This is a genomic window from Promicromonospora aerolata (assembly GCF_042682255.1).
In the GTDB taxonomy this organism is placed as follows: domain Bacteria; phylum Actinomycetota; class Actinomycetes; order Actinomycetales; family Cellulomonadaceae; genus Promicromonospora; species Promicromonospora aerolata.
Window position 1 is genome coordinate 5,862,651 of record NZ_JBHUHF010000001.1, and the last position, 21,058, is coordinate 5,883,708.

Annotated in this window: 20 protein-coding genes; 11 read left to right on the forward strand and 9 right to left on the reverse strand. The window is 72.3% G+C overall.

The window, feature by feature from the left end; translation table 11 throughout:
• The first annotated feature begins 128 nt into the window (after nt 1–128).
• Complete coding sequence (locus ACFSL2_RS26145) at nt 129–773, forward strand: cytochrome b (RefSeq protein WP_377200644.1); 645 nt, start codon at nt 129–131, stop codon at nt 771–773.
• 36 nt (nt 774–809) lie between these two features.
• Here ACFSL2_RS26145 and ACFSL2_RS26150 read toward each other — a convergent pair whose 3' ends face one another.
• From ACFSL2_RS26150 to ACFSL2_RS26175, 6 genes are all read right to left on the reverse strand, one after another.
• Nucleotides 810–2,270, reverse strand: a complete 1,461-nt coding sequence (locus ACFSL2_RS26150; protein ID WP_377200645.1) for a sensor histidine kinase — start codon at nt 2,268–2,270, stop codon at nt 810–812.
• A complete protein-coding gene (locus tag ACFSL2_RS26155) occupies nt 2,267–2,998 on the reverse strand; it encodes a response regulator transcription factor (protein ID WP_377200646.1) in 732 nt (243 codons plus the stop codon). Before ACFSL2_RS26155 ends, ACFSL2_RS26150 begins: the two co-directional genes overlap by 4 nt.
• A 65-nt stretch (nt 2,999–3,063) precedes the next feature.
• Nucleotides 3,064–3,882 (reverse strand): ABC transporter permease, encoded by an 819-nt coding sequence (locus tag ACFSL2_RS26160; RefSeq protein WP_377200647.1) that lies wholly within the window; start codon nt 3,880–3,882, stop codon nt 3,064–3,066.
• Nucleotides 3,879–4,793, reverse strand: coding sequence for an ATP-binding cassette domain-containing protein (locus ACFSL2_RS26165; RefSeq protein WP_377200648.1), 915 nt, complete (start codon nt 4,791–4,793; stop codon nt 3,879–3,881). Before ACFSL2_RS26165 ends, ACFSL2_RS26160 begins: the two co-directional genes overlap by 4 nt.
• A 153-nt stretch (nt 4,794–4,946) precedes the next feature.
• Nucleotides 4,947–5,531: a DUF488 domain-containing protein gene (locus ACFSL2_RS26170; RefSeq protein WP_377200649.1), complete on the reverse strand. Its 585-nt coding sequence runs from the start codon at nt 5,529–5,531 to the stop codon at nt 4,947–4,949.
• Nucleotides 5,532–5,630: 99 nt separating this feature from the next.
• Entirely contained in the window at nt 5,631–6,503 is an 873-nt protein-coding gene (locus ACFSL2_RS26175) for a helix-turn-helix transcriptional regulator (protein ID WP_377200650.1), read from the reverse strand.
• 142 nt (nt 6,504–6,645) lie between these two features.
• On the opposite strand from ACFSL2_RS26175, the gene ACFSL2_RS26180 reads away from it, so the two are divergent.
• Nucleotides 6,646–7,614, forward strand: a complete 969-nt coding sequence (locus ACFSL2_RS26180) for an MBL fold metallo-hydrolase (RefSeq protein ID WP_377200651.1) — start codon at nt 6,646–6,648, stop codon at nt 7,612–7,614.
• A 61-nt stretch (nt 7,615–7,675) separates the two neighbouring features.
• Here the strand turns inward: ACFSL2_RS26180 and putP are convergent, their stop codons facing one another.
• Complete coding sequence (putP, locus tag ACFSL2_RS26185) at nt 7,676–9,175, reverse strand: sodium/proline symporter PutP (RefSeq protein ID WP_377200652.1); 1,500 nt, start codon at nt 9,173–9,175, stop codon at nt 7,676–7,678.
• Between the two features lie 214 nt (nt 9,176–9,389).
• Between putP and ACFSL2_RS26190 the strand changes: the two genes are divergently transcribed.
• From ACFSL2_RS26190 to ACFSL2_RS26230, 9 genes are all read left to right on the forward strand, one after another.
• Nucleotides 9,390–10,739, forward strand: coding sequence for a hypothetical protein (locus ACFSL2_RS26190; RefSeq protein ID WP_377200653.1), 1,350 nt, complete (start codon nt 9,390–9,392; stop codon nt 10,737–10,739).
• A gap of 38 nt (nt 10,740–10,777) precedes the next feature.
• A complete protein-coding gene (locus ACFSL2_RS26195) occupies nt 10,778–12,277 on the forward strand; it encodes an arylsulfatase (protein WP_377200654.1) in 1,500 nt (499 codons plus the stop codon).
• Nucleotides 12,274–13,296 carry a formylglycine-generating enzyme family protein gene (locus ACFSL2_RS26200; RefSeq protein WP_377200655.1) on the forward strand — a complete coding sequence of 341 codons (1,023 nt, stop codon included), beginning with the start codon at nt 12,274–12,276 and terminating at the stop codon, nt 13,294–13,296. Before ACFSL2_RS26195 ends, ACFSL2_RS26200 begins: the two co-directional genes overlap by 4 nt.
• Entirely contained in the window at nt 13,293–14,276 is a 984-nt protein-coding gene (locus ACFSL2_RS26205) for an HAD family hydrolase (protein ID WP_377200656.1), read from the forward strand. The genes ACFSL2_RS26200 and ACFSL2_RS26205 overlap by 4 nt, the downstream gene beginning before the upstream one ends.
• A 92-nt stretch (nt 14,277–14,368) precedes the next feature.
• Nucleotides 14,369–14,842, forward strand: coding sequence for a DUF6069 family protein (locus tag ACFSL2_RS26210; protein WP_377200657.1), 474 nt, complete (start codon nt 14,369–14,371; stop codon nt 14,840–14,842).
• A gap of 49 nt (nt 14,843–14,891) precedes the next feature.
• A complete protein-coding gene (locus ACFSL2_RS26215) occupies nt 14,892–15,332 on the forward strand; it encodes a DUF6325 family protein (RefSeq protein WP_377200658.1) in 441 nt (146 codons plus the stop codon).
• Between the two features lie 41 nt (nt 15,333–15,373).
• A complete protein-coding gene (locus tag ACFSL2_RS26220; protein ID WP_377200659.1) occupies nt 15,374–15,733 on the forward strand; it encodes an SHOCT domain-containing protein in 360 nt (119 codons plus the stop codon).
• Nucleotides 15,734–15,812: 79 nt separating this feature from the next.
• The gene (locus tag ACFSL2_RS26225; protein WP_377200660.1) at nt 15,813–16,217 is read left to right on the forward strand and encodes a hypothetical protein; all 405 of its coding nucleotides are present in this window, start codon (nt 15,813–15,815) and stop codon (nt 16,215–16,217) included.
• A 30-nt stretch (nt 16,218–16,247) separates the two neighbouring features.
• The gene (locus ACFSL2_RS26230) at nt 16,248–16,886 is read left to right on the forward strand and encodes a hypothetical protein (RefSeq protein WP_377200661.1); all 639 of its coding nucleotides are present in this window, start codon (nt 16,248–16,250) and stop codon (nt 16,884–16,886) included.
• Here ACFSL2_RS26230 and ACFSL2_RS26235 read toward each other — a convergent pair.
• A complete protein-coding gene (locus ACFSL2_RS26235; protein ID WP_377200662.1) occupies nt 16,883–18,070 on the reverse strand; it encodes an AI-2E family transporter in 1,188 nt (395 codons plus the stop codon). The genes ACFSL2_RS26230 and ACFSL2_RS26235 overlap by 4 nt on opposite strands.
• A 100-nt stretch (nt 18,071–18,170) precedes the next feature.
• Nucleotides 18,171–20,870 (reverse strand): LuxR C-terminal-related transcriptional regulator, encoded by a 2,700-nt coding sequence (locus tag ACFSL2_RS26240; RefSeq protein WP_377200663.1) that lies wholly within the window; start codon nt 20,868–20,870, stop codon nt 18,171–18,173.
• Between the last annotated feature and the right edge of the window lie 188 nt (nt 20,871–21,058).

Sequence of the window (21,058 nt, forward strand, 5' to 3'; positions counted from 1 at the left end):
GTGGCCGGTGCTGGACCGCTGATCTCTTCGCACCGTGCCACGGCCCCGGGCGGCTCGCACTCCGCCGGGCGTGCGACTCACCGCGGCAGCGCTGGACGGCGCGAGCGATCTGCGGTGGGGTGACGCGCATGAGGTGGCGCAACGGCGAGCACGGGTACGGCATCGTCACGAAGGTGCTGCACTGGTCCACCGTCGCGCTGCTGCTCGGTCAGCTCGCCGTCGGCTACGTGATGGACGAGGCGGCGGACCGGCCCGGCCCCGACTGCGACCCGGCCGGGGAAGACCGCAGCGGCGGTGACACGTCCGATGCCGAGGAACGGCGGCTCGACGAGCTCGAGGACCGGTGCGAGCAGGCGCAGGAGGCCCGCGAGGAGGACGCGGAGGAGGCCGTCGGTGCCGCGTGGTCCGACCTGTGGACCGGAGACCTGGGCGCCGGCGACCTGACCCTGCCCGGCTGGCACGTCGTGCTCGGGCTCGCGATCATCGCGATCGGCGTCCTGCGCGTCGTATGGCGCAGGATGACACCGCTGCCGCCGTGGGACCCGCGGCTCACGGCGCGCGACCGCGTGGTGCTGCACCATGCCGAGCGAACCCTGCTCGCGCTGCTCTTCGTGGTCCCGGCGACCGGCATCGTGCTCGTGGTGGGCGACGGCGATCTCGTGCCGCTCCACATCGCCGCGCACCTGTGCTTCTACGTCGCGCTGGTGGTGCACGTCGCCGTGGTGGTACGACGCCGGGTGGTGGGCCGGATGCTCGGGGGACGGACCGGATGAGTGCTCGCCCGGGCCGGACACCGCGCGGGCCGACGGCTACCCGGGGTCGGTCGGCGTCCCCGCCAGGGGCAGCGTCAGCCTGAAGCAGGCACCCTCACCGAGCCGGGTCTCCAGCTCGACCTCGCCGCCGTGGGCCCGCGCGATCGAGCGCACGATGGCGAGCCCGAGTCCCGCACCGGCCTCACCCTGGCGGTTCCGGGAGCGATCGGCCCGGTAGAAGCGGTCGAAGGCGCGGTCGGCCTGTTCGGCGCTGAGCCCGGGCCCGTCGTCCGCGACCTCGAGCACGGCACGGTCACCCGTCGTGCCCACACCGATCCGGACGGCTGTGCCCGGCGGGGTGTGGGTCGCGGCGTTCCCCACGAGGTTGGTGACGACCTGCCGCAGCCGGGCCTCGTCGGCGCGGACCGGTGCGGGACCAGCGGGCCCCGTGCCGCCCGGTCCGGTGAGCTCGACCGGGCGGGTCGGGTCGAGGGAGCGCACGTCGAGCCGACCGTCGCTCGCCAGGGTGCGCAGGTCCATCGGGGTCCGGTCGAGCTGCTCGGGGGCCTCGTCCAGCTGGGCCAGGACCAGCAGGTCCTCGGTGAGAGCGGCCAGCCGGGTGGCCTCGCGGTTGATCCTGCGCATCGTGTCGTCGACGTCGGCCCGGTCCGGCAGCGCGCCCATCTGGTAGAGCTCGGTGGAGCCCTTGATGCCGAAGAGCGGGGTGCGCAGCTCGTGGCTGACGTCCCAGACGAAGTCGCGCATCCGGGTCTCCGACGCCGCCCGGTCGGCAAAGGCCTGCTCGAGCTGGCCGAGCATGGTGTTCAGCGAGCCGCCGAGGTGACCGATCTCGGTCTCGGGCGGTGCGAGGTCGGGGACGCGCCGGGTGAGGTCGCCGCCGGCGATCGCGGCCGCGGTGTGCTCGATCTGGCGCAGCGGCCGCAGACCCCGGCCGAGGGCGAGCCAGCCGACCGCCGTGAGCAGGACCAGCAGCGCGCCACCGCTCAGCACGCTGCTCCGGCGCAGGGCGTCGATGGTGGCGTGGCTCTCGGCGAGCGGGGCGGCCGCGATCACCGTGCCGTCAATCCCGGCGATGGGCCGGGCGGCCGCACGCCACCCCGCGGATCCTTCGGCGGACGGGAGCCCCACGGCCTCGCCGTCGGTCGGGACGGCGCGCAGGTCGTCGAGCGCAGGCAGGCTGGTGCTGTCGAGCCCGGGGGAGCGCAGGTCCTGGTCCACGTCGCCCGCCGCGTCCAGATACACCAGGTAGGGAGCACCGAGCAGGTCGAGCGCGGGCCCGAAGAGCTCGCTGGCCGCGTCGAGCTGCCGTGGCGCACCCGGCGGGGCGTGCGAGACGAGGTCGGTGAAGGAACGCAGCTGAGCGTCGATGCGGTCCAGCTGGTACCGCTCGAGATGTTCGGAGAGCGCCGCGCTGATGAGGGTGAGCCCGGCCAGCAGCAGCCCGGCCGTGATCAGCAGGAGCCGGACGCGCAGGGACAGCCTGCCCAGCCGCCTCACCGCCGCGGCTCGCGCATCACGTAGCCCACGCCGTGCACGGTGTGGATCAGCTTGGGCTCCCCGATGTCCACCTTGCGCCGCAGGTAGGAGATGTACGTGTCCACGATGCTGACGTCACCGCCGAAGTCGTAGCTCCACACCCGGTCGAGAATCTGTGCCTTGGACACCACGTGCCCGGCGTTCTCCATCAGGTAGCGCAGCAGCCGGAACTCGGTGGGCGAGACCCGGACCGGGTGTCCGGACCGGGTCACCTGGTGCCCTTCGGCGTCGAGGTCGAGCTCGCCCACCGTCAGCACCTCGGCGGGGTGCTCGGCGGTGCGGCGCAGGATCGCGCGGATCCGGGCGATCAGCTCCTCCAGGTCGAACGGCTTGGTCACGTAGTCGTCGGCGCCGAGGGACAGCCCGGTGACCTTGTCGGCCTGGCGACCCCTGGCGGTGAGGAAGAGGACGGGTACCGGGCGGACCCGGCCGCCCGGGTGCTGCTCGCGCAGCCGCCGGACCACCTCGAAGCCGTCCATGTCCGGCAGCATGACGTCGAGCAGCACCAGGTCGGGCGGCTCGGCGACGGCGGCGGCCACCGCCGCACCGGCGGTGGCCGCTGAGGACACCTCGAACCCGGCGAACCGCAGGGTCGCGGAGAGCAGCTCACGGACCGTGTCCTCGTCGTCGACCACCAGCAGCCGCTGTGCGGCTTCCGGCGGCTTGCGCGCCCCACCTGTTCGCTCCACGTCGATCAGGGTACGGAGACCTGGGGACAGATCGGCGGACGACCGGCTCTCCGCGGCCCGGGACATCACACGTCGCGGCGTCGGAAGAGGACGAAGGCGGCGGTCAGGACCGCTGCGACCCCGAGGCACATCCCGGCAAGGTTCAGCCACGGGTCCGGATAGTCGGGGCTCGGGACGGTGGTGAGGACCGCTGACGCGCCCAGGGTGGGCCAGTAGTCCAGGACTCCTTCGAGCCACGCAGGAAACAGGCCGGCGAAGCCCGGGACCAGGTAGATGATGGCTACCAGGGTCGCGAGCGCCCCCGCCGTGGCCCGCAGGATCGCACCCAGGCCGAGTGCGAGCAGCGCGATCGCCGCGAGGTAGACGCCGCCACCCATGACCGCCGAGAGGACCCCGGGGTCGCCGATGCTCGCGTTCGGCACACCCTGGGCGCCGAGCATGGTCTGCCCGACGAAGAACGCGGCGAACATCAGGGCCTGCCCCACCACCGCGGCGACGCCGGTGAGCAGCAGTGCTTTGGCCCCGAGCAGCCGGTGCCTGCTCGGGGTGGCGGCCAGCGACGTCTGGATCAGGCCGGTCGCGTACTCCGAGGTGACGACGAGGATGCCCAGCACGCCGATGATCAGCTGGGCGACGAGGTACGTCGTCAGACTCTGGTTCGTCGGGTCCCAGTCCATCCGCTCCGCCGGGGTCATGCTCGCGTAGTGCGCTCCCATGGAGCTCATGGAGAGGGCGGTGATCCCGAGCCCCGCGAAGGCGAGGCCTGCGAGGGTGTACCAGGTGGAGCGCAGGCTGCGGAACTTGATCCACTCGGCGTGGACCGTACGGGAGAAGGGCACGGTGCCGGAGACGGGCAGCGTGCGGGCTTCGGCGAGTGTGGTCATGAGGTGGCTCCCAGGTACTCGAGGCTGTCCTTGGTCAGCTCCATGAAGGCGTCCTCCAGCGAGGCCTGCTGCGGGGCCAGCTCGCTGAGCACGACGTCGTGGTAGGCGGCGAGCCGGCCGATCTCGGCACCGGTCATGCCCGAGACGACGAGCGAGGACTCGAGCCCGTCCCGCACGGTGGCTCCCGCGGCGGTGAGCAGGCGTGCGAAGGTTCCGGGCTCCGAGGAACGGACGAGCACGGTGCCCGCGCCGTTGGCGGCCATGAAGTCGGTCATGCTGGTGTCCGCGATCAGCTTGCCCCGCCCGATGACGACCAGGTGGTCGGCGGTCTGCGCCATCTCGCTCATCAGGTGGCTGGAGACCAGGACCGCGCGGCCCTCGTGGGCCAGGGAGCGCATGAATCCCCGGATCCACCGGATGCCCTCCGGGTCGAGCCCGTTCACCGGCTCGTCGAAGATGAGCACCTGTGGGTCGCCGAGCAGGGCCGCCGCGATCCCGAGCCGCTGGCGCATGCCGAGCGAGAACCCTCCGGCGTGCTTGCGGGCCACGCTCGTCAGGCCGGTCCGTTCGAGCACCGCGCCCACCCGGGCGGTCGGCAGGCCGTTGCTCACCGCCAGCGCCAGCAGATGGTCGTGGGCGGTCCGGCTGCCGTGGATGGCACCGGCGTCGAGCAGCGCGCCCACGTGCGTGAGCGGAACGGGCAGGTCGCGGTAGTGCCGGCCGCCGATGGTGGCCGACCCGTGGGTCGGTGCGGCCAGGCCCATGATCATCTTCATGGTCGTGGACTTGCCGGCACCGTTGGGGCCGAGGAACCCGGTCACGTGGCCGGCCTCCACGGTGAACGACAGGTCGTCCACCACCGTGTCAGGTCCGTAGCGTTTGGTCAGTCCTCGTACGTCGATCGTGTTCATGCCGGTGACCCTGCCGGGCGGTGCTGGCCGGGTTCTGGGAACCTCTGTGAGGTTTCGGTGAGTCCTGCGCCGTGTCCTGCGCCGTGCCGCGCGCCGTCCGCCGGGTGTCGGCTCGCTGGTCGGTCCGGCTCACAGGAGATCCGGAGATCCGGTCTACCGGACGACGGCGTCGTCGCCCGCCGGGTAGGTCACGTTCAGGTCGGCGTCGACCGACGGCGCCGCGCCCCACCGCCCGAGCTCGTGCCGTCGTGGCCGGTCCCCGACGATCAGGTGCCAGACCACCCAGCCGCGTGCTGCGAGGGTGTTGGCGACGAGCAGCCGGTGACAGCGCCACGGCATCGGCTCGCCGCAGAGCAGGGCGACCCTCCGGTGCTGGGCCAGCGTCGTGAGCTGCTCGACACCCCGCCCGTACTCCGGGCCGAGGGTGTGGTCGGCGTAGTTCTTGAAGCTCGCGTTCTCCCAGCCGGCGTTGATGCCGGGATCCACCTGCTGCTTGCGGCGCCGGCCGCCCAGCTCGGGCAGGTGCACGTAGCCGATCCCGGCCCGTGCGAGCCACTGCGGCATCCGGTCCTGGTCGAAGTGGGGGGTGCGCCGCGATCCGGGCTGCGCCCGGACGTCGGCGATCAGCTCGATCCCCTGCTCGTCGAGCGGCCGCAGGAACTCCTGCTCCGGGCAGGTCCAGTGGCCGATCGTCCACAGCTGGGGTGAACCTGACGCGTCCGTGGTCAACCGCTTCACCTCCGGGTCGTGTGCGGCGACGGTCCCACCACCACGATGGCACGACGCCGGGCGCACGCCGGGTTCGAGGAGGTGGCCACGGCCATCGCGGCGGCCACCTCACACTGGCCGCGACCCGACCACCTGGGCCAGCAGTGAGAGTGCCTCGGCCGAGGGGGTGCCGGGCAGCGTCGTGTGCGTGACGAGCGTCTGGTCGGGCTGGTCGATCGACCGCAGGGTCTGCTGCGTGACGGTGAGGGTTCCGACCACGGGGTGGTGCAGCGTGTAGTCCGCGGTGGCGCACGCCCGGACTTTGTGGTCTGCCCACAGGGCGGCGAAGTCCGTGCTGGACATCGAGAGGGTGCCGATCAGCCTCGCCAGGTCGGGGTCCTCGGGATGCTGGCCGACGGTGAGGCGTAGGTTGCCGACCACGGCCCGGCTCTTCGCCCGCCAGTCGGCGTAGAGCTCGCGCGTGTCGGGATCGAGGAAGACCAGCGACGCCATGTTCGGCCGGGCTCCGGGTGTGGTCGGGGAACCGGGCTCCAGGTGCCCGGCGAGCAGGGCGTGCCCGAGCGGGTTCCAGGCCAGCACGTCGCTCCGGCGTCCCAGCACGAGCGCGGGCACGTCCGTGAGCGAGCCCAGGAGTGCCGTCAGGGCCGGGTCGACCCGCTCGGGCGCGCTCCGCCTCGGGGTCCGCTGCGTGCCGCGGCCGGTGGCGAGACGCCGGAGGTGGGTGCGTTCGGCGTCGTCGAGCCGGAGGGCGGTGGCCAGGGCGTCGAGCACCTCCGGCGACGCGTTGCGGGACTGGCCCTGCTCCAAGCGGGTGTAGTAGGAGGAGCTGACGCCCGCGAGCAGCGAGAGCTCCTCACGGCGCAGCCCCGCGACGCGGCGGCGGTCTCCGTAGCGCGGCACGCCCGCGTCCTCCGGGGAGATGCGCGCACGGCTGGCCCGGAGAAAGGCACCGAGGGAGTCGGTGGGGGCGTCGGAGGGCATGGTGCCAGTCTCCAGCACGTCGCCCTCCGGTGCCTGACCCTCCCAGGGATAGCCACGGGCGGGTCTGGTGGACCGCGCGTGTGCCGGGCGACCGTTGACCTCGCCGCGACAGGGTGTCTGCGGCGCCTGGACGGAGAACACGATGACCGAGAACCTGAGTACGGACAGCACCACGGTCGAGGCCACCTCGGCAGGCGACCGGTACGCCGTCGGTGACGTCACGGTGAGCCGGGTCGTGGAGAGCGTCGGCAGCATCGGCATGACCCCGGACCAGTTCTTCCCCGGCACGGACCCGTCCGCGTGGAACGGGCACGAGAGCGAGCTGCGGCCGTACTTCCTGGAGGACGACGGCGCGACGACGATGGAGAGCACCGCCCGGGTCGCGATGCAGACCTGGATCATTCGCAGCGGGGGCAGGACGGTCCTCGTGGACTCCGCGGTGGGCAACGACAAGGACCGGCCGGACGTGCCGAGCTGGTCACACCTGCAGACCGCCTATCTCGCCGACCTGGCAGCGGCAGGGGTCACCCCGGAGAGCGTCGACGTCGTCGTCAACACGCACCTGCACGCGGACCACGTGGGCTGGAACACCCGTCTCGTGGACGGGGCCTGGGTACCGACCTTCCCCAACGCGGAGTACCTCATGCCGGCCGAGGACCTGGCGTTCTGGGACCCGGTGCACGACAACGCGACGGTGATGGGGCCAGGGGCGCACCAGGTCTGGGCCGACAGCGTCGCCCCGGTGCTGGCGGCCGGCCAGGTCATGGCCTGGAGCGGCAGCCATCGGATCGACGCCGCCCTCACGCTGGAGGCGGCTCCGGGCCACACGCCCGGTGCCTCGATCCTCCGGCTGGTGTCCGGGGGCGACGAGGTGCTCTTCGTCGGGGACAGCCTGCACAGCCCGGCCCAGGTGCTCGACGTGCACACCAGCAGCTGTTTCGACGAGGACCCGGCGCAGGCCTACCGCACCCGCGACCGCCTGTTCACCGAGGCGGCGGACCGGGATCTGCTCCTGCTGCCTGCCCACTTCGGCGGGCACGGCGGGTTCCGCGTGGCGAAGGACGGGGACGGATTCCGGGTCGCCGGCTGGTCCGGGCTCAGCCCGGTCTGATCCGCCGGCCGCACCCGTCCGGCGATGCCGTACGGGTGCGGCCGGGCGGACCGGGCGGGCGTCAGGGAGCGACGGTGCTCTTCGCCGTCGCGAGGCGGGTCGCCTCGGCGAACTCCTCGCGGATCGACTCCGACGGCGCCGGGGTGACCAGGCTGACGACGATGGCGACGAGCCCACCCAGCACGAAGCCGGGGACGAGCTCGTAGAGCGTGTCGGCCAGGGGGGACCGGCCCCAGCCGAAGGCGACGACGGCGCCCACGACCATGCCGGACAGCGCGCCCCAGCGGGTGAGCCGGCGCCAGTACAGGCTCAGCAGCACGATGGGGCCGAACGCCGCACCGAACCCGGCCCAGGCGAACCCGACGAGGTCGAGGATGGTGTCGGTCCGGCCGAACGCGATGATCGCCGCGATCACGGCGACGATCAGCACGCCGGCGCGGCCCAGCATCACCTGGGTGCGAGCGGACATCTCCTTGCCCGTGATCTTGACGAGGTCCTCGACCAGGGCCGAGGACGAGACGATGAGCTGGGACGAGATCGTCGACATGATCGCCGCGAGGACGGCGGCCAGGACCAGGCCGGCGACCAGCGGGTGGAACAGGACCTGCGACAGGTACAGGAACACCGTCTCCGGGTTCTCCAGCGTCTCGCCGTGCACGTTGACGTAGGCGACGCCGATCAGTCCGGTGACGATCGCGCCGAGCGCGGTCACGATCATCCAGCTGATGCCGATGCGGCGTCCGGCGACGGCGTCCTGCGGGGAGCGCATCGCCATGAAGCGGACGATGATGTGCGGCTGGCCGAAGTAGCCGAGGCCCCACGCGGCGGCGGAGATGATGGTGGTGGCGGACGCGCCGGCCACGAACGACAGGTGGTTGGCCGCGCCGCTGGACTCCGCGGCGAGGATGCCCTCGCGGATCGGCTCCCAGCCGCCGAGGTCGAAGAACGCGACCACGGGAACGGCGATCAGGGCGAGCAGCATCATGCTGCCCTGCGCGACGTCGGTCCAGGTGGCGCCGAGGAACCCGCCGAACAGCGTGTACGCGAGCGTCACGCCGCCGACGACCCAGATGCCGGTCGTGTAGTCGAACCCGTACGAGCCCTCGAAGAACGTGCCACCGGCGACCAGGCCGGAGGAGACGTAGAAGGTGAAGAACACCAGGATGATGACGCCCGACGAGACGCGCAGCAGGCGCGACGTGTCGTGCAGGCGGTTCTCGAAGTAGCTCGGGATCGTGATCGAGTTCTTCGCCGTCTCCGTGTAGGCGCGCAGGCGCGGCGCCACGAACTTCCAGTTGAGCCAGGCGCCGATCGTCAGACCGATGGCGATCCAGGACTCGACGAGCCCGCTCACGTAGATGGCGCCGGGCAGGCCCATCAGCAGCCAGCCGGACATGTCCGACGCGCCGGCGCTCAGGGCGGCGACGCCGGGACTCAGTCGCCGGCCACCGAGCATGTAGTCGTCGAGGTTGTCCGTGCGGCGGAACGCCGCATAGCCGATACCCAGCATCAGTGCGAGGTACGCGACGATCGCGATCGTCTTCCAAGCCTCGGGGGTCATGGAGTCGCTCCAGTTTCGTTGCGGAAAAGACTTACGTGCGGGTCATACCTGAGCCCGGCAGTCTGGCAGAAGTATTGCCGAGAGCTCACATCGCTCTCCGGACCGCTTCCTGAGCGCTCACCCATTCTGGGTGAGGCCCCTCGTGCGTGCTCCCGCAAGCATCGAACCCGGCAGGTGCAGCCACCTTGCGGTGCGTACCGAGGGGAGCGACAGCATGAGCGAGGCGACCGGAGCGGAGCACGACGTCGCGGCCCGGCTCGCCGCGCTCGAACGGGAGAACGAGGCGCTCCGCCGGCGCCTCGCCGACGGGCCGACGACGCCCGCCGGCCCGTCCGGCACGTCGGCCCGCAACCGTGCGCGGAGCGCGGCCGCCGTCGTCCTGATCGTCGTCGGCGCCCTGCTGGCACCCGTCGCCGTCGCCGCCGCCTGGACCGAACGCACGCTGACCGACACCGACCGCTACGTCGACACGGTCGGCCCCCTGGCCGACGACCCGACCGTCCGGTCCGCCCTCGCGGGCCGGCTGACCGAGGCCGTGATGTCCCGGATCGACGTCGGTGCGCTGGTCGACGGCGTCACCGCCGGACTGGCCGAGCAGGACGTCCCACCCCGCGCCACCCAGGCCCTCGCCACGCTCGAGGCGCCGCTGACCAGCGGGGTCGAGTCGTTCGTACGGCAGACCGCCGACCGGGTCGTGACGAGCGACGAGTTCGCGGACTCGTGGGACCAGGCCAACCGGGTGGCGCACGAGCAGCTGGTGGCGGTCCTGCGCGGGACCGGGGGCGACGTCGTCCAGGTGGGGCAGGACGGTCAGCTCACGATCCAGCTCGCCGGGATGATCGAGCTGCTGAAGGAACGGTTGGACGAGCGGGGGTTCGGGCTCGCGGCCAACCTGCCCACGATCAACGCGACGTTCACCGTCCTGGAGACGTCGCAGCTGGTCGAGGCCCGCAACCGGTACGCCCAGGTCGTCGCCCTGGGGACCTGGCTCCCGTGGATCGTCCTCGGCCTGCTGGGCGCCGGCGTCGCCGTCGCGCACCGTCACCTGCGGGCGCTGGTCGCCGCCGGGCTCGCGCTCGCCGCGGCGATGCTGGTGCTGGCGGTCGGCCTCGTGGTGGCCCGCGGCCTGTACCTCGACGCGCTCAGCGGGGCAGTGGTGCGGCTGGACGCCGCCGAGGTCGTCTTCGACCAGCTCGTCGCCTTCCTGCGCGTCGCCCTGCGCACGGCCGCGGTGCTCGGCCTGGTCGTGGCCCTGGTCGCCTACCTGGGCGGGTCCAGCGCCTCGGCGCGCAGCCTGCGGTCCGGCATCGGCACCGGCTTCGGCAAGGCGCGCGGGTGGGCCGAGGGGCGTGGTGTGACGCCCGGCCCGGTCGGCGGGTGGCTCGCCCGGTACCGAGGTGTCGCCCGCACGGCCGTCGTCGCGCTCGCGATCCTGGTCTTCCTCCTCGCCGCGAACCCGACGGCCGGCCTCGTCGTCGGGATCGCCGTCGGCGCCGGCGTGCTCATCGCGCTCGTCGAACTGCTCGCCCGACCCCTGTCCACCGCCAGGGACGACCCGTCCTGACGCGGTAGCACGAGAACCGCCCACACGAAGGAGACATCGTGGCCGACAAGCCGAACATCGTCGTCATCTGGGGTGACGACATCGGGATCACCAACATCAGTGCGTACTCCGACGGGGTGATGGGGTACCGCACCGAGAACATCGACCGGATCGCGGCGGAGGGTGCCCGGTTCACCGACTACTACGGCGAGCAGAGCTGCACCGCGGGCCGGGCGGCGTTCATCACCGGGCAGAACCCGTACCGGACCGGGATGACGAAGGTGGGCATGCCGGGCGCCAAGGTCGGTCTCCAGGACGAGGACCCCACGATCGCGACGGCGCTCAAGGAGCAGGGGTACGCCACGGGCCAGTTCGGCAAGAACCACCTGGGCGACCGGGACGAGCACCTGCCGACGGCCCACGGCTTCGACGAGTTCTTCGGCAACCTGTACCACCTGAACGCCGAGGAGGAGCCCGAGCTGGACGACTACCCGACGGAGGCGGAGTTCCCCGGGTTCCGGGAGAAGTTCGGGCCGCGCGGCGTGATCCACTCGTGGGCGAACGACGACGGCACGCAGCGGATCGAGGACACCGGCCCACTGACCAAGAAGCGCATGGAGACCGTCGACGAGGAGTTCCGGGACGCCGCGCTCGACTTCATGCGCGGCAGGGCCGGCGACGACGAGCCGTTCTTCCTGTGGTTCAACTCGACCCACATGCACTTCCGTACCCACGGCAAGCCCGAGAGCAAGGGCCGGGCCGGCCGGTGGCAGTCGGAGTACCACGACACGATGCTCGACCACGACGAGGTCGTCGGCAGCCTGCTCGACGAGCTCGACCAGCTCGGTATCGCCGAGAACACGATAGTCGTCTACTCCACCGACAACGGCCCGCACATGAACAGCTGGCCCGACGCCGGCATGACACCGTTCCGCAACGAGAAGAACTCCAACTGGGAGGGCGCCTACCGGGTCCCGGCGATGGTGCGCTGGCCGGGCCGGATCCCCGAGGGCACCATCCTGAACGGGCTCTTCAGCCACAACGACTGGTTCGTGACGCTGCTCGCGGCCGCGGGAGAGCCCGCCATCGCCGACAAGCTGCGCGAGGGGACGGAGCTCGCCGGCACCCGCTACAAGGTGCACCTCGACGGCCACGACCAGCTCGCCTACCTCACCGGCGAGACCGACGAGTCGCCGCGCAAGCACTTCTTCTACGTGTCCGACGACGGCGACCTCACCGCGCTGCGCTTCGACAACTGGAAGATCGTGTTCCTCGAACAGCGCGCGGCCGGCACGCTCGACATCTGGCTGGAACCCTACGTCGAGCTGCGCGCACCCAAGATCTTCAACCTGCGCACCGACCCGTTCGAACGGGCGGACATCACGTCGAACTCCTACTTCGACTGGATGCTGGACCACGTCTGGCTGCTCGTGCCCGCCCAGGCGTACGTGGCCGAGATGCTGGAGACGCTGGCCGAGTTCCCGGCCCGCCAGGAACCAGCCAGCTTCAACGTCGAACAGGTCCTCGCCAAGCTCCAGTCGGGAATCACCAGCGCATGACCACCCACACCGACCACGCGCACGCCACGGGCGAGCAGCGCCCCCACGCCGACGACGCCGTCGTGCTCGACGGCGGGACGTTCACCATGGGCTCCGACGCCCACTACCCGGAGGAGTCCCCCGCGCACCCCGTGCGGGTCGACGGGTTCCGGATCGACCGCTTCGCCGTGACGAACGCGCAGTTCGACGCGTTCGTCACGGCGACGCGGTACGTGACCGTGGCCGAGCGGCCGTTGGACCCGGCGCTCTACCCCGGCGCGCCACCCGAGAACCTCGCGGCCGGGTCCATGGTGTTCACACCGACCCCCGGACCCGTGGACCTGCGCCACCTCAGCCAGTGGTGGGCCTGGGTCCCCGGAGCCTCGTGGCGTCGCCCCGAGGGGCCCGGGTCCGGGATCGACGACCGTGGGGACCACCCGGTCGTCCACGTCGCCCACGAGGACGCCGCCGCCTACGCCGCGTGGGCCGGCGCCGACCTGCCGACGGAGGCCCAGTGGGAGTACGCCGCCCGGGGCGGCGTCGAGGGCGCCGCCTTCACCTGGGGCGACGAACCGCGGCCCGGTGGCCGCATCCTCGCGAACACGTGGGACGGCCCGGACTTCCCGTGGCGGTCCACCGGGGAGTCGGGCTGGCTGCGCACCGCACCCGTCGGGTCGTTCGCCCCGAACGGGTACGGGCTGTACGACATGGCCGGGAACGTCTGGGAATGGACCGGTGACTGGTGGACCGACCGGCACCCCGAGGCCGCGCTCGAACCGTGCTGCGCACCCGTCAACCCCCGCGGGGGCGACGCCGACGCGAGCCGGGACCCCCGCCAGCCGCAGTTCGCGGTCCCGCGCAAGGTCATCAAGGGCGGGTCCTTCCTCTGCGCCGACACCTACTGCCTCCGCTACCGCCCGGCGGCGCGCCGGCCGCAGGCGGTCGACACCGGGATGAGCCACGTGGGCTTCCGGTGCGTCCACAACGACACCGCCCCGGCGGTGCCGGCGGGCGCCCGGCTCCTGGGGATGGCGTCATGAGCGGCGTCCCGGCCCCCGACGGCCGGCTCCCGTCGTGGCGCCCCGGAGCGACCCGCGACGCCGTGCTCGGGTTCCTGGAGGCCGCGCCGTCCATCCCCGTCGAGGACCGCGTCGCCTACTTCGACAACGACGGCACCCTGTGGTGCGAGCGGCCGACCTACGTCCAGTACGAGTTCTTCCTCGACGCCCTGCGGCGGCGCGTGCAGGACGAACCCGCGCTCGCCGAGGAGGCCGAGTTCCGGGCGGTGCTCGCGGGCGACGTCTCGGCGGTCGGGGAGATCGGGCTCGAACGCGTGGCCCTGGCCCTGGCCGGGCTCTTCCAAGGGCTCGAACCACGCGCCTTCACCCGCGAGGTCCGCGCGTTCCTGCGGTCCAGCACCCACCCGACCCTCGGCCGCCCGCTGAGCGACGTCCGCTACGGCCCGATGCTGGAGCTGCTCGACGCCCTCCAGGGGCTCGACTTCTCGATCGGTGTCGTGACCGGCGGCGGCACCGAGTTCGTCCGCGCCGTCAGCCAGGAGCTGTACGGCGTACCGCCCGAACGGGTGGTCGGCACCATGATCGCGTACGAGCTGGAGCAGGACCCCCGCGGCCGCCCGGCACTGCGGCGCACCGCACGGGTGCTCGGCGACGTCAACGAGGGCGCCGCCAAGGTCACCAACATCCAGACCCAGCTGGGCAGGGCGCCGGCGCTCGCGGCCGGCAACTCCGCCGGGGACACGGAGCTGCTCGAGTGGGCGGCCGCCGCGGACGGCCCGCACCTCTCCCTCCTGGTGGACCACGACGACCCCGACCGCGAGTTCGGCTACGCCAGCGAGGCGCAGTCCTTCGCGGCCGGCGAACCCATCACGACGACGGCCCGGCGTCTCGGCTGGACGACCATCAGCATGAAGGACGACTGGGCCTCCGTGTTCGCCCAGGACAGTCCCGTCGGTCGCGGCGACGACACCGAACCGCCCACCTTCACCCGCAACGGGTGAGTACTTCGCCCGCGGGGACCACGCACAGTCGCAGGGCAGACAGAGCAGGACGACGGGACCGACGAGTCACGACGAGTACAGGAGGCGAGCTTATGGCTGTCTATGGACAGCAACCGCAAGGTGCTCCAGTTCCTTCGCGCAGCATCGACGCCCGGACCCTGTGGTCCGGCGGCGTGGCGACTGCCCTGGTCGTGGCGCTGATCGCCCTGGTGGGCGTGGTGGTCTTCCGGGGCGTGTTCGGCATCCCCATCCTGGCACCCGAGGGCGACGGGGTCTGGGGTGACGTGTCGACGGTCTGGCTCATGTCCGTCGCCGCCGTCGCCGCGCTGATCGCGGTGGCGCTGGTCCACCTCCTGCTGCTGAGCACCCCGCGCGCCCTGTCGTTCTTCAGCTGGATCGTGGGCCTCGCCACCGTCGTGGCAGGTGTGGCGCCGTTCATCACCGATGCCGACCTCGCCAGCAAGCTGGCGAGCGCGCTCATCAACGTGATCATCGGCTTCGCGATCCTCGGTCTGGTCTCGGGCGTGGCGCGGAGCGCCGTCGCCCGTGCGGTACGGAACGGGTGAGGTACGGCCCGTGCCCAGTCTGCCCACCCAACCCGCCCTGGAGGATCCCATGCCATCGTCGTTCGGCCCCGTCGAGCTCGTCGCACTCGCCTTCGACGCTCCACGCATACCACCAGCGGTCGCCCGAGCCGTGCTCGAGGTCGCCGAGACCGGTGCGGTCACCCTGCTGGACCTCGCCGTGGTGCGCCGCGGCGAGGACGGCGAGCTCGCCGTCCTGGAGGCGCACGACCTCGGTGACGAGGTCGACCTCGTCACGGTCGACCTGCCGGCGTCCGGCCTCACGGGCGACGAGGACCTCCGGGAGATCGCCGCGGCGGTCGACCCGGGCACGTCCGTGCTCGTCCTCGCGATCGAGCACACGTGGTCGCGGCAGCTGGTGTCGGCGGCCGTCACCGCGGACGCCGACGTGATCCTGCACGAGCGGGTCCCCGCCGTGACCGTCAACGAGATCGCCGCTCTGGCCGAGGCCGAGCCGAGCGCCCAGGCCTGAGCGCCACCCCACCACCACCCTCACCGGAACGGAGCATCGACATGGCCCCCTTACGACGCTTTGGCAGGCCGGGCCTGCTGGGCACCGCGGCACGTACCGCGGTGATCGCGGGTACCGCCCAGGCGACAGCCGGTGCCGTCGGCCGCCGCCAGGCCAACCGTGCCCAGCAGCGCTACGAGGCCCAGCAGTACGAGCAGCAGAGCCAGGCCCCGGTGGCGCCGCCGCAGCCCGTTGCACCACAGGCCGTTGCGCCGCAGCCGATGGCGCAGCCGCGCGGCGCCGGTGGAGGCGGCGCGAACGACGAGCTGCTCGCGCAGCTGACCCAGCTCGGTGACCTGCACGGACAGGGCGTGCTCACCGACGAGGAGTTCGCGGCGGCCAAGGCGAAGCTGCTGCGCTGAGTCGCCGCGCTGCGGTGGGCTGCCGCATCTGAACTCGGCCCCTCGGGGCGATCCGTACCGATGGCAGAAGGGCATGAACATGAGACGGACCACAGGAGTCCTGGTCGGGCTGATGATCCTGGTGACGGCCGCGTGCTCCAGCGAGACGCCGGAGGAGAACACCCAAGCAGCGTGCGGCGCGGCGGAAGAGCTCACCGTCGCGCTCGACAACCTCGACATGACACTGACCCCGGACGCCACGGTCGAGGACGTGCGGTCCGCGCGCGACGAGGTCCGCACGGCGTGGCAGGACCTGGACGCCGCGGCGGACGCCGTCGCCGAGGACCGTGGGCAGGCGCTCGAGGACGCGTGGAGCGGCTTCGCGGAGTCGGTCGACGACCTCAGCGGGGACGCGACCATCGCCGACGCGGCCGAATCGCTCCGTGACGACGCCGTCGAGGTCCAGGAGGCCCGGGACGCCGTCGCCGAGGACCTCGGCTGCTGAGGCCCGGGCCGGGTCGCTGAGGGCCGAGCCATGGCAGAGGAGAAGCGTCAGCCGGACAGCCACTGGTCCGTGGAGAACGTCGCCGTCGCGCTGCTGGCGATCACTGCCGTGCTCACCGCCTGGAGCGGGTTCGAGGCGAGCAAGTGGAGCGGCGAGATGTCGATCTCGTTCTCCAGGGCCTCGACCCAACGGATCGAGGCGGCGCGTGCGGCGACGACCGCGGAAGCCGCACGCGCCGTCGACCTGCAGGTGTTCGGCATCTGGCTCGAGGCCACCGCGGAGAACGACCCGCGGCTGGAGGAGTTCGCCCGCGAACGCTTCACGGACCACTTCGCACCGGCGTTCGACGATTGGCTCGCGGCGCGTCCGCTGAAGAACCCGGACGCGCCCCGGAGCCCGTTCGCGCTGGAGGAGTACGTACCGCCCGGCAAGGTCGAGGCACAGGAGGCCGACGCACGCGCCGACGAGTACTTCGCCGACGCGCTGGCCGACAACCGGCGGGGGGACAACTACACCCTGCTGACCGTGCTCTTCGCGCTGGTGCTGTTCTTCGGCGCGCTCTCCAGCCGGTTCGACTCCGAGCGCCGGTCCTGGGCCCTGCTCGGGGGTGCCGGGGTCCTCCTGCTGGTGGGCATCGGACTGCTCATCGCATTCCCGAAGATCATCTAGGTCGCCGGGTCCGCCGGGTCCGTCTCGTCCGCCGGCCCGCCGTGGCGCGCCTCGTCGTCGCGGCCGGACCGGCGGCGGACCGGGTCCTGCAGCATGTGCGACTCGATGAGCGCGTGCCTGCGCAGATACGTGTTGGCCGTGGCCTGGATCGTGGCGGCCACGGGCAGCGCGAGGAACGCGCCCAGCGCGCCGAAGAGCGCACCGAACCCCAGGACCGCGACGAAGCTCACGGCAGGGTTCATCTGCAGCGCCTTCGCGGAGACCTTGGGGGAGAAGTACAGGTTCTCCAGCTGCTGGTACGCGATGACGAACGCGAGCACGCCGAGCGCCTGGGGCATGCCCTGCGACGTCAGCGCGACCACGACGGGCAGCGCTCCGCCCAGATACGTGCCGATGGTCGGGACGAACTGCGAGACGACCCCGACGAACACGGCGAGCGGCAGCGCGTAGGGGGTGCGGAGGATCAGCAGGAACACGAAGGTGAAGGCGCCGGAGAGCGCGGCCAGCACGATGCGGGTGTTGATGAAGTCCGAGACCTTCACCTGCGTGATCTCCCACAGCGTGAGGACCTCCTGCTGCCGTGCGGGGGTGAGCCAGCGGCACACCGCGGCGCGGAACCGCGGCCCGGCCGCCAGGAGGTAGTAGGTGACCAGGAGGATGGTCAGCACCGCGAAGAGCCCGCCGATCACGCTGGTGCCGAACAGCCAGGCGCCCGACGCCACGTCGTTGCCGAACCGCGTCAGCACGCCGAGCACCAGGTCGTCGGAGTCCGGGATGGCGACGTCGAGCCGTTCCTCGGCCAGGTTCTGGACCTCGGTGTAGATGTCGGGCACGGTCCGCAGGAGCTGCACGAGCTGTTGGACGAAGAGGTTGCCGAACAGCGCCAGGACCAGCGCGATGGCGACGAGGGACCCGCCGAGCGAGACGCCGGCCGCCAGCCGACGGCGCCAGCCCCGCCGCACGCACCAGACCACGATGGGGTCCAGTGCCAGCGTGAGGAAGAACGCGATGAGCACGTTGATCGCGAGGGCCTGCAGCGTGCCGATGGCGTACCAGCCGAACGCTCCGAGATAGACGGCCACGACCCCCATGAAGAGGGCTCGGGGGAGCCAGCGCGGCGGACGGCGCGAGGTGGGCTCGCCCCGCCCCGGGGTCGCGACGGGCGCCGGTTCGGGAACTGTCATGTTCTCGCCTCCACACCGACCAGCCAAGCCGCGCGGTGGCCCGGTGTGCTCACCTGCTTCGGGTGAGGTGCCCGCCGGGCGGCGCGGGCCGGCGGCGGCGTCAGAGCAGGTGGAAGCTGCGGGCGATCTTGAGCGCCTCGCTGCGGCGGGACGCCGCGAGCTTGGTGTAGAGGCTCGACACGTGGGTCTTGACGGTGTTCTCCGAGACGAACAGGGCGGCGGCGATGTCCGCGTACGTCGCGCCCCGGGCGAGCTCGTTGAGCACCTCGCGCTCGCGGGGGCTCAGGGCCGGCGGGGTGAGGGCCTGGCTGACGTCGTCGAGCTCACGGGGCGTCGCGGTCATCGACGCGTAGAGCGCGGTGACGTCCGGGCGGCCGGACGCCGTGGTGGTGAGCTCGTGCAGCCACCGGGTGGCCGGGCGCTCGGCGAGCCGCCTCAGCAGCGTCTCGATCGGGGTGCCCTGCCGGACCCAGCCGAGGAAGGGGCTCGCGTTGCGGCGCGCCTCGGTGACCGAGACCGCCTCCGCCAGCCGGTCGTGCGCACGCGCGGTGTCGCCCAGCGCGTCGAGCAGCTGTGCCTCGCACGCCAGCGCGATCGCGCGGGTCGGCGGCTGGGAGTAGGTGGCGTCGGCGGAGGCCGTCTCGAACGCGGCGGCGGCACCCCGCCGGTCGCCGTCCCGGTCGGCGCGCAGCCCCTGGACGAGCGCCGACTCGCCCACGGCTCCGAGTCGTCCGAGGGTGCTGTGCACCGTCTTGAGCGTCTCCCGGTCGCTCGCCAGCGTGGCGACGAAGGCGCGCTCCACCAGGAGGGCGACCCGCAGGTGCTCGGGGAGCTGGTCGTCCGTCAGCCGCAGGCACTCGCCAGGGCCGGCGAGGATGCGCTGTGCCGCGACCACGTTGCCGACGAGTACCTCCTGGCGGGCGTCCCAGACGCGGAACCAGAACCGGGTGCACAGGTCGCCGCTGTGGTACCTGGCGTCCGGGAAAGGGTTCCCGGCGGCCTCGGTCGGTTCCGGCACGTCCAGGAGGCGCGCGAGCAGCTGCGCGAGGTCGGCCCGCGCCGCGACGAACCGGAGCTGCGTCGCACCGGGAGCACGCGTCGCGACGAGGACCTCGCCGGCCAGCTCGATACATGCGCTCTCTCGTCCGCGCATGTACTGGTTGAAGGCGAGGTGGCTCAGGGCGCTGGTGCCCAGCGGCGCCAGACCCTGGCTGTGGGACAGGCTGACGGCGAGCGTGAGGCTGGCCTCGGCGTCCGTGAGCTCACCCAGCCAGTTCTGCGCCACACCCAGCTCGTTGGCCAGCACGGGCAGCACCTCGGCGTTCGCCTCGCGGACGGCCGGGCGGGTCTGCGACGCGACCAGCACCCGCTTGGCGTGACCGACGGCCGCGTACGCGGGCTCGAGCCCGAGCGCGACCCGCCACAGCCGCACGCAGGCGAGCGTCGCGTCGAGACCGTCCATGCCGCCGGGGAGCCACGAGTGCGACCAGCGCCGCCGGGCGTCCAGGATCCGGTCGCCCCAGTGGCGTGCTCCTTCGACGTCGTCCCGCACCCAGCAGTCGAGCGCGATGGCGAACCAGATGTCCGGGCGGTCGTCGACCACCTCGGGCTCGGCGCGGACGAACTCGCCCACCTCGTCGCGGCCGCACTGGTTCAGGACCATGCGGATGCCGTCCCGGGCGAGGACCTCGGCGGCCTCGAGCGGCGCGCCGACCCGGACGAGCCGGGCGAACGCCTCGGACAGGTTGCCGCGCGCCACGTCGAGGCTCACCGCACGGATCACGGTGGCGCGGGCGCGGACGGCGTCGACGCCGCCGGCCGCGAGCCGCTGCCGGACCACCTCGACGAGCAGCGGATGGACCCGGAACCCGTCCGGGGCGCCTGGCTCCTGCGGGCCCGGGACCGCGGAGCCGTCGTCGCACCCGTCGTGGTTCGCGCGCAGCAGGAGCAGACCCGTGTCCTCCAGCTCGCCGAGGATCTCTCCGGCGTGCGGGTCGTGGGACAGGTGCGCTGCCGTGGGGACGGTGATCGCGTCCTCCCCGGCGATGCACAGCAGGAGGTGCCGTTGCCGCGGGGTGAGGGTGCCGAAGACCTCGCCGGCCACGCGGGCGGCGATCGGCACGGCGTCGGCGGCGAGCAGGCGGGCCGCGACCGCCTGGTCCGGTGTGGCGCTCAGGCCGCGGGCGGCGAGCACCGCGGCGGCGCACCAGCCGTCGGCCTGGCGGGCCACCGCGGCGAGCACCTGCGCGCTGTCGGTCCTGGCGTGCTGGGCGACGAGCGACGCGCTCTCGGCGTCGCTCAGCCGCAGCAGGTCCCCGCGCAGGAACGTGAAGTTGCCGAGGAGCTCGGGGACCAGCCGGGTCAGCGGCAGGGCCCAGCGGCTCAGCAGGAGGACCCGCAGGGACTCCGGTGCGGTGTTGAGCCGCTCGTCGATGTGGCGCAGCGTCGCGGCGGGCAGGAGATGGGCGTCGTCGACGACGACCAGGGACGGCGTCGACCCCGGTGCGTGTCCTGGGGCGTCGAGGACCGGGCCGAGCCGCTCGGTTGTCCAGGAGTCGTCGGCGCGGATCCAGACGGCGTGCTCGGCCCGCCGCGAGGCCGAGTACCGGAGCCAACCCGCGGTGCCCAGCGTCTTACCGGCCCCCGCCGGGGCCACGACCAGCGTGACGGATCCTTCGATCGCCTCGTCCAGCCGCTGCCACAGGCGGGGGCGCGGTACGTAGATGCGCGGTAGGCGGGGTGGGGGAGCGTCGTCGACGAGCGGGCGGGTTCTGCCGGAGGGCTCTGGTGCGACCATCATCCGGGGTGCCCGCGGGGCGAGGGTTCCTCGGCGCTGCGCAACTGGTATCGATTCGGGATGCATACCGCGCTGTCCTCCACTCGAAAGGTGAGGTGGCGGCCGCCCCCCAGCCGCCGAATGCGTTTTCACATACCTGATATCCGTACATGACTTGACATGAATAACGTTGGCTCAAGAATCAGTCATGC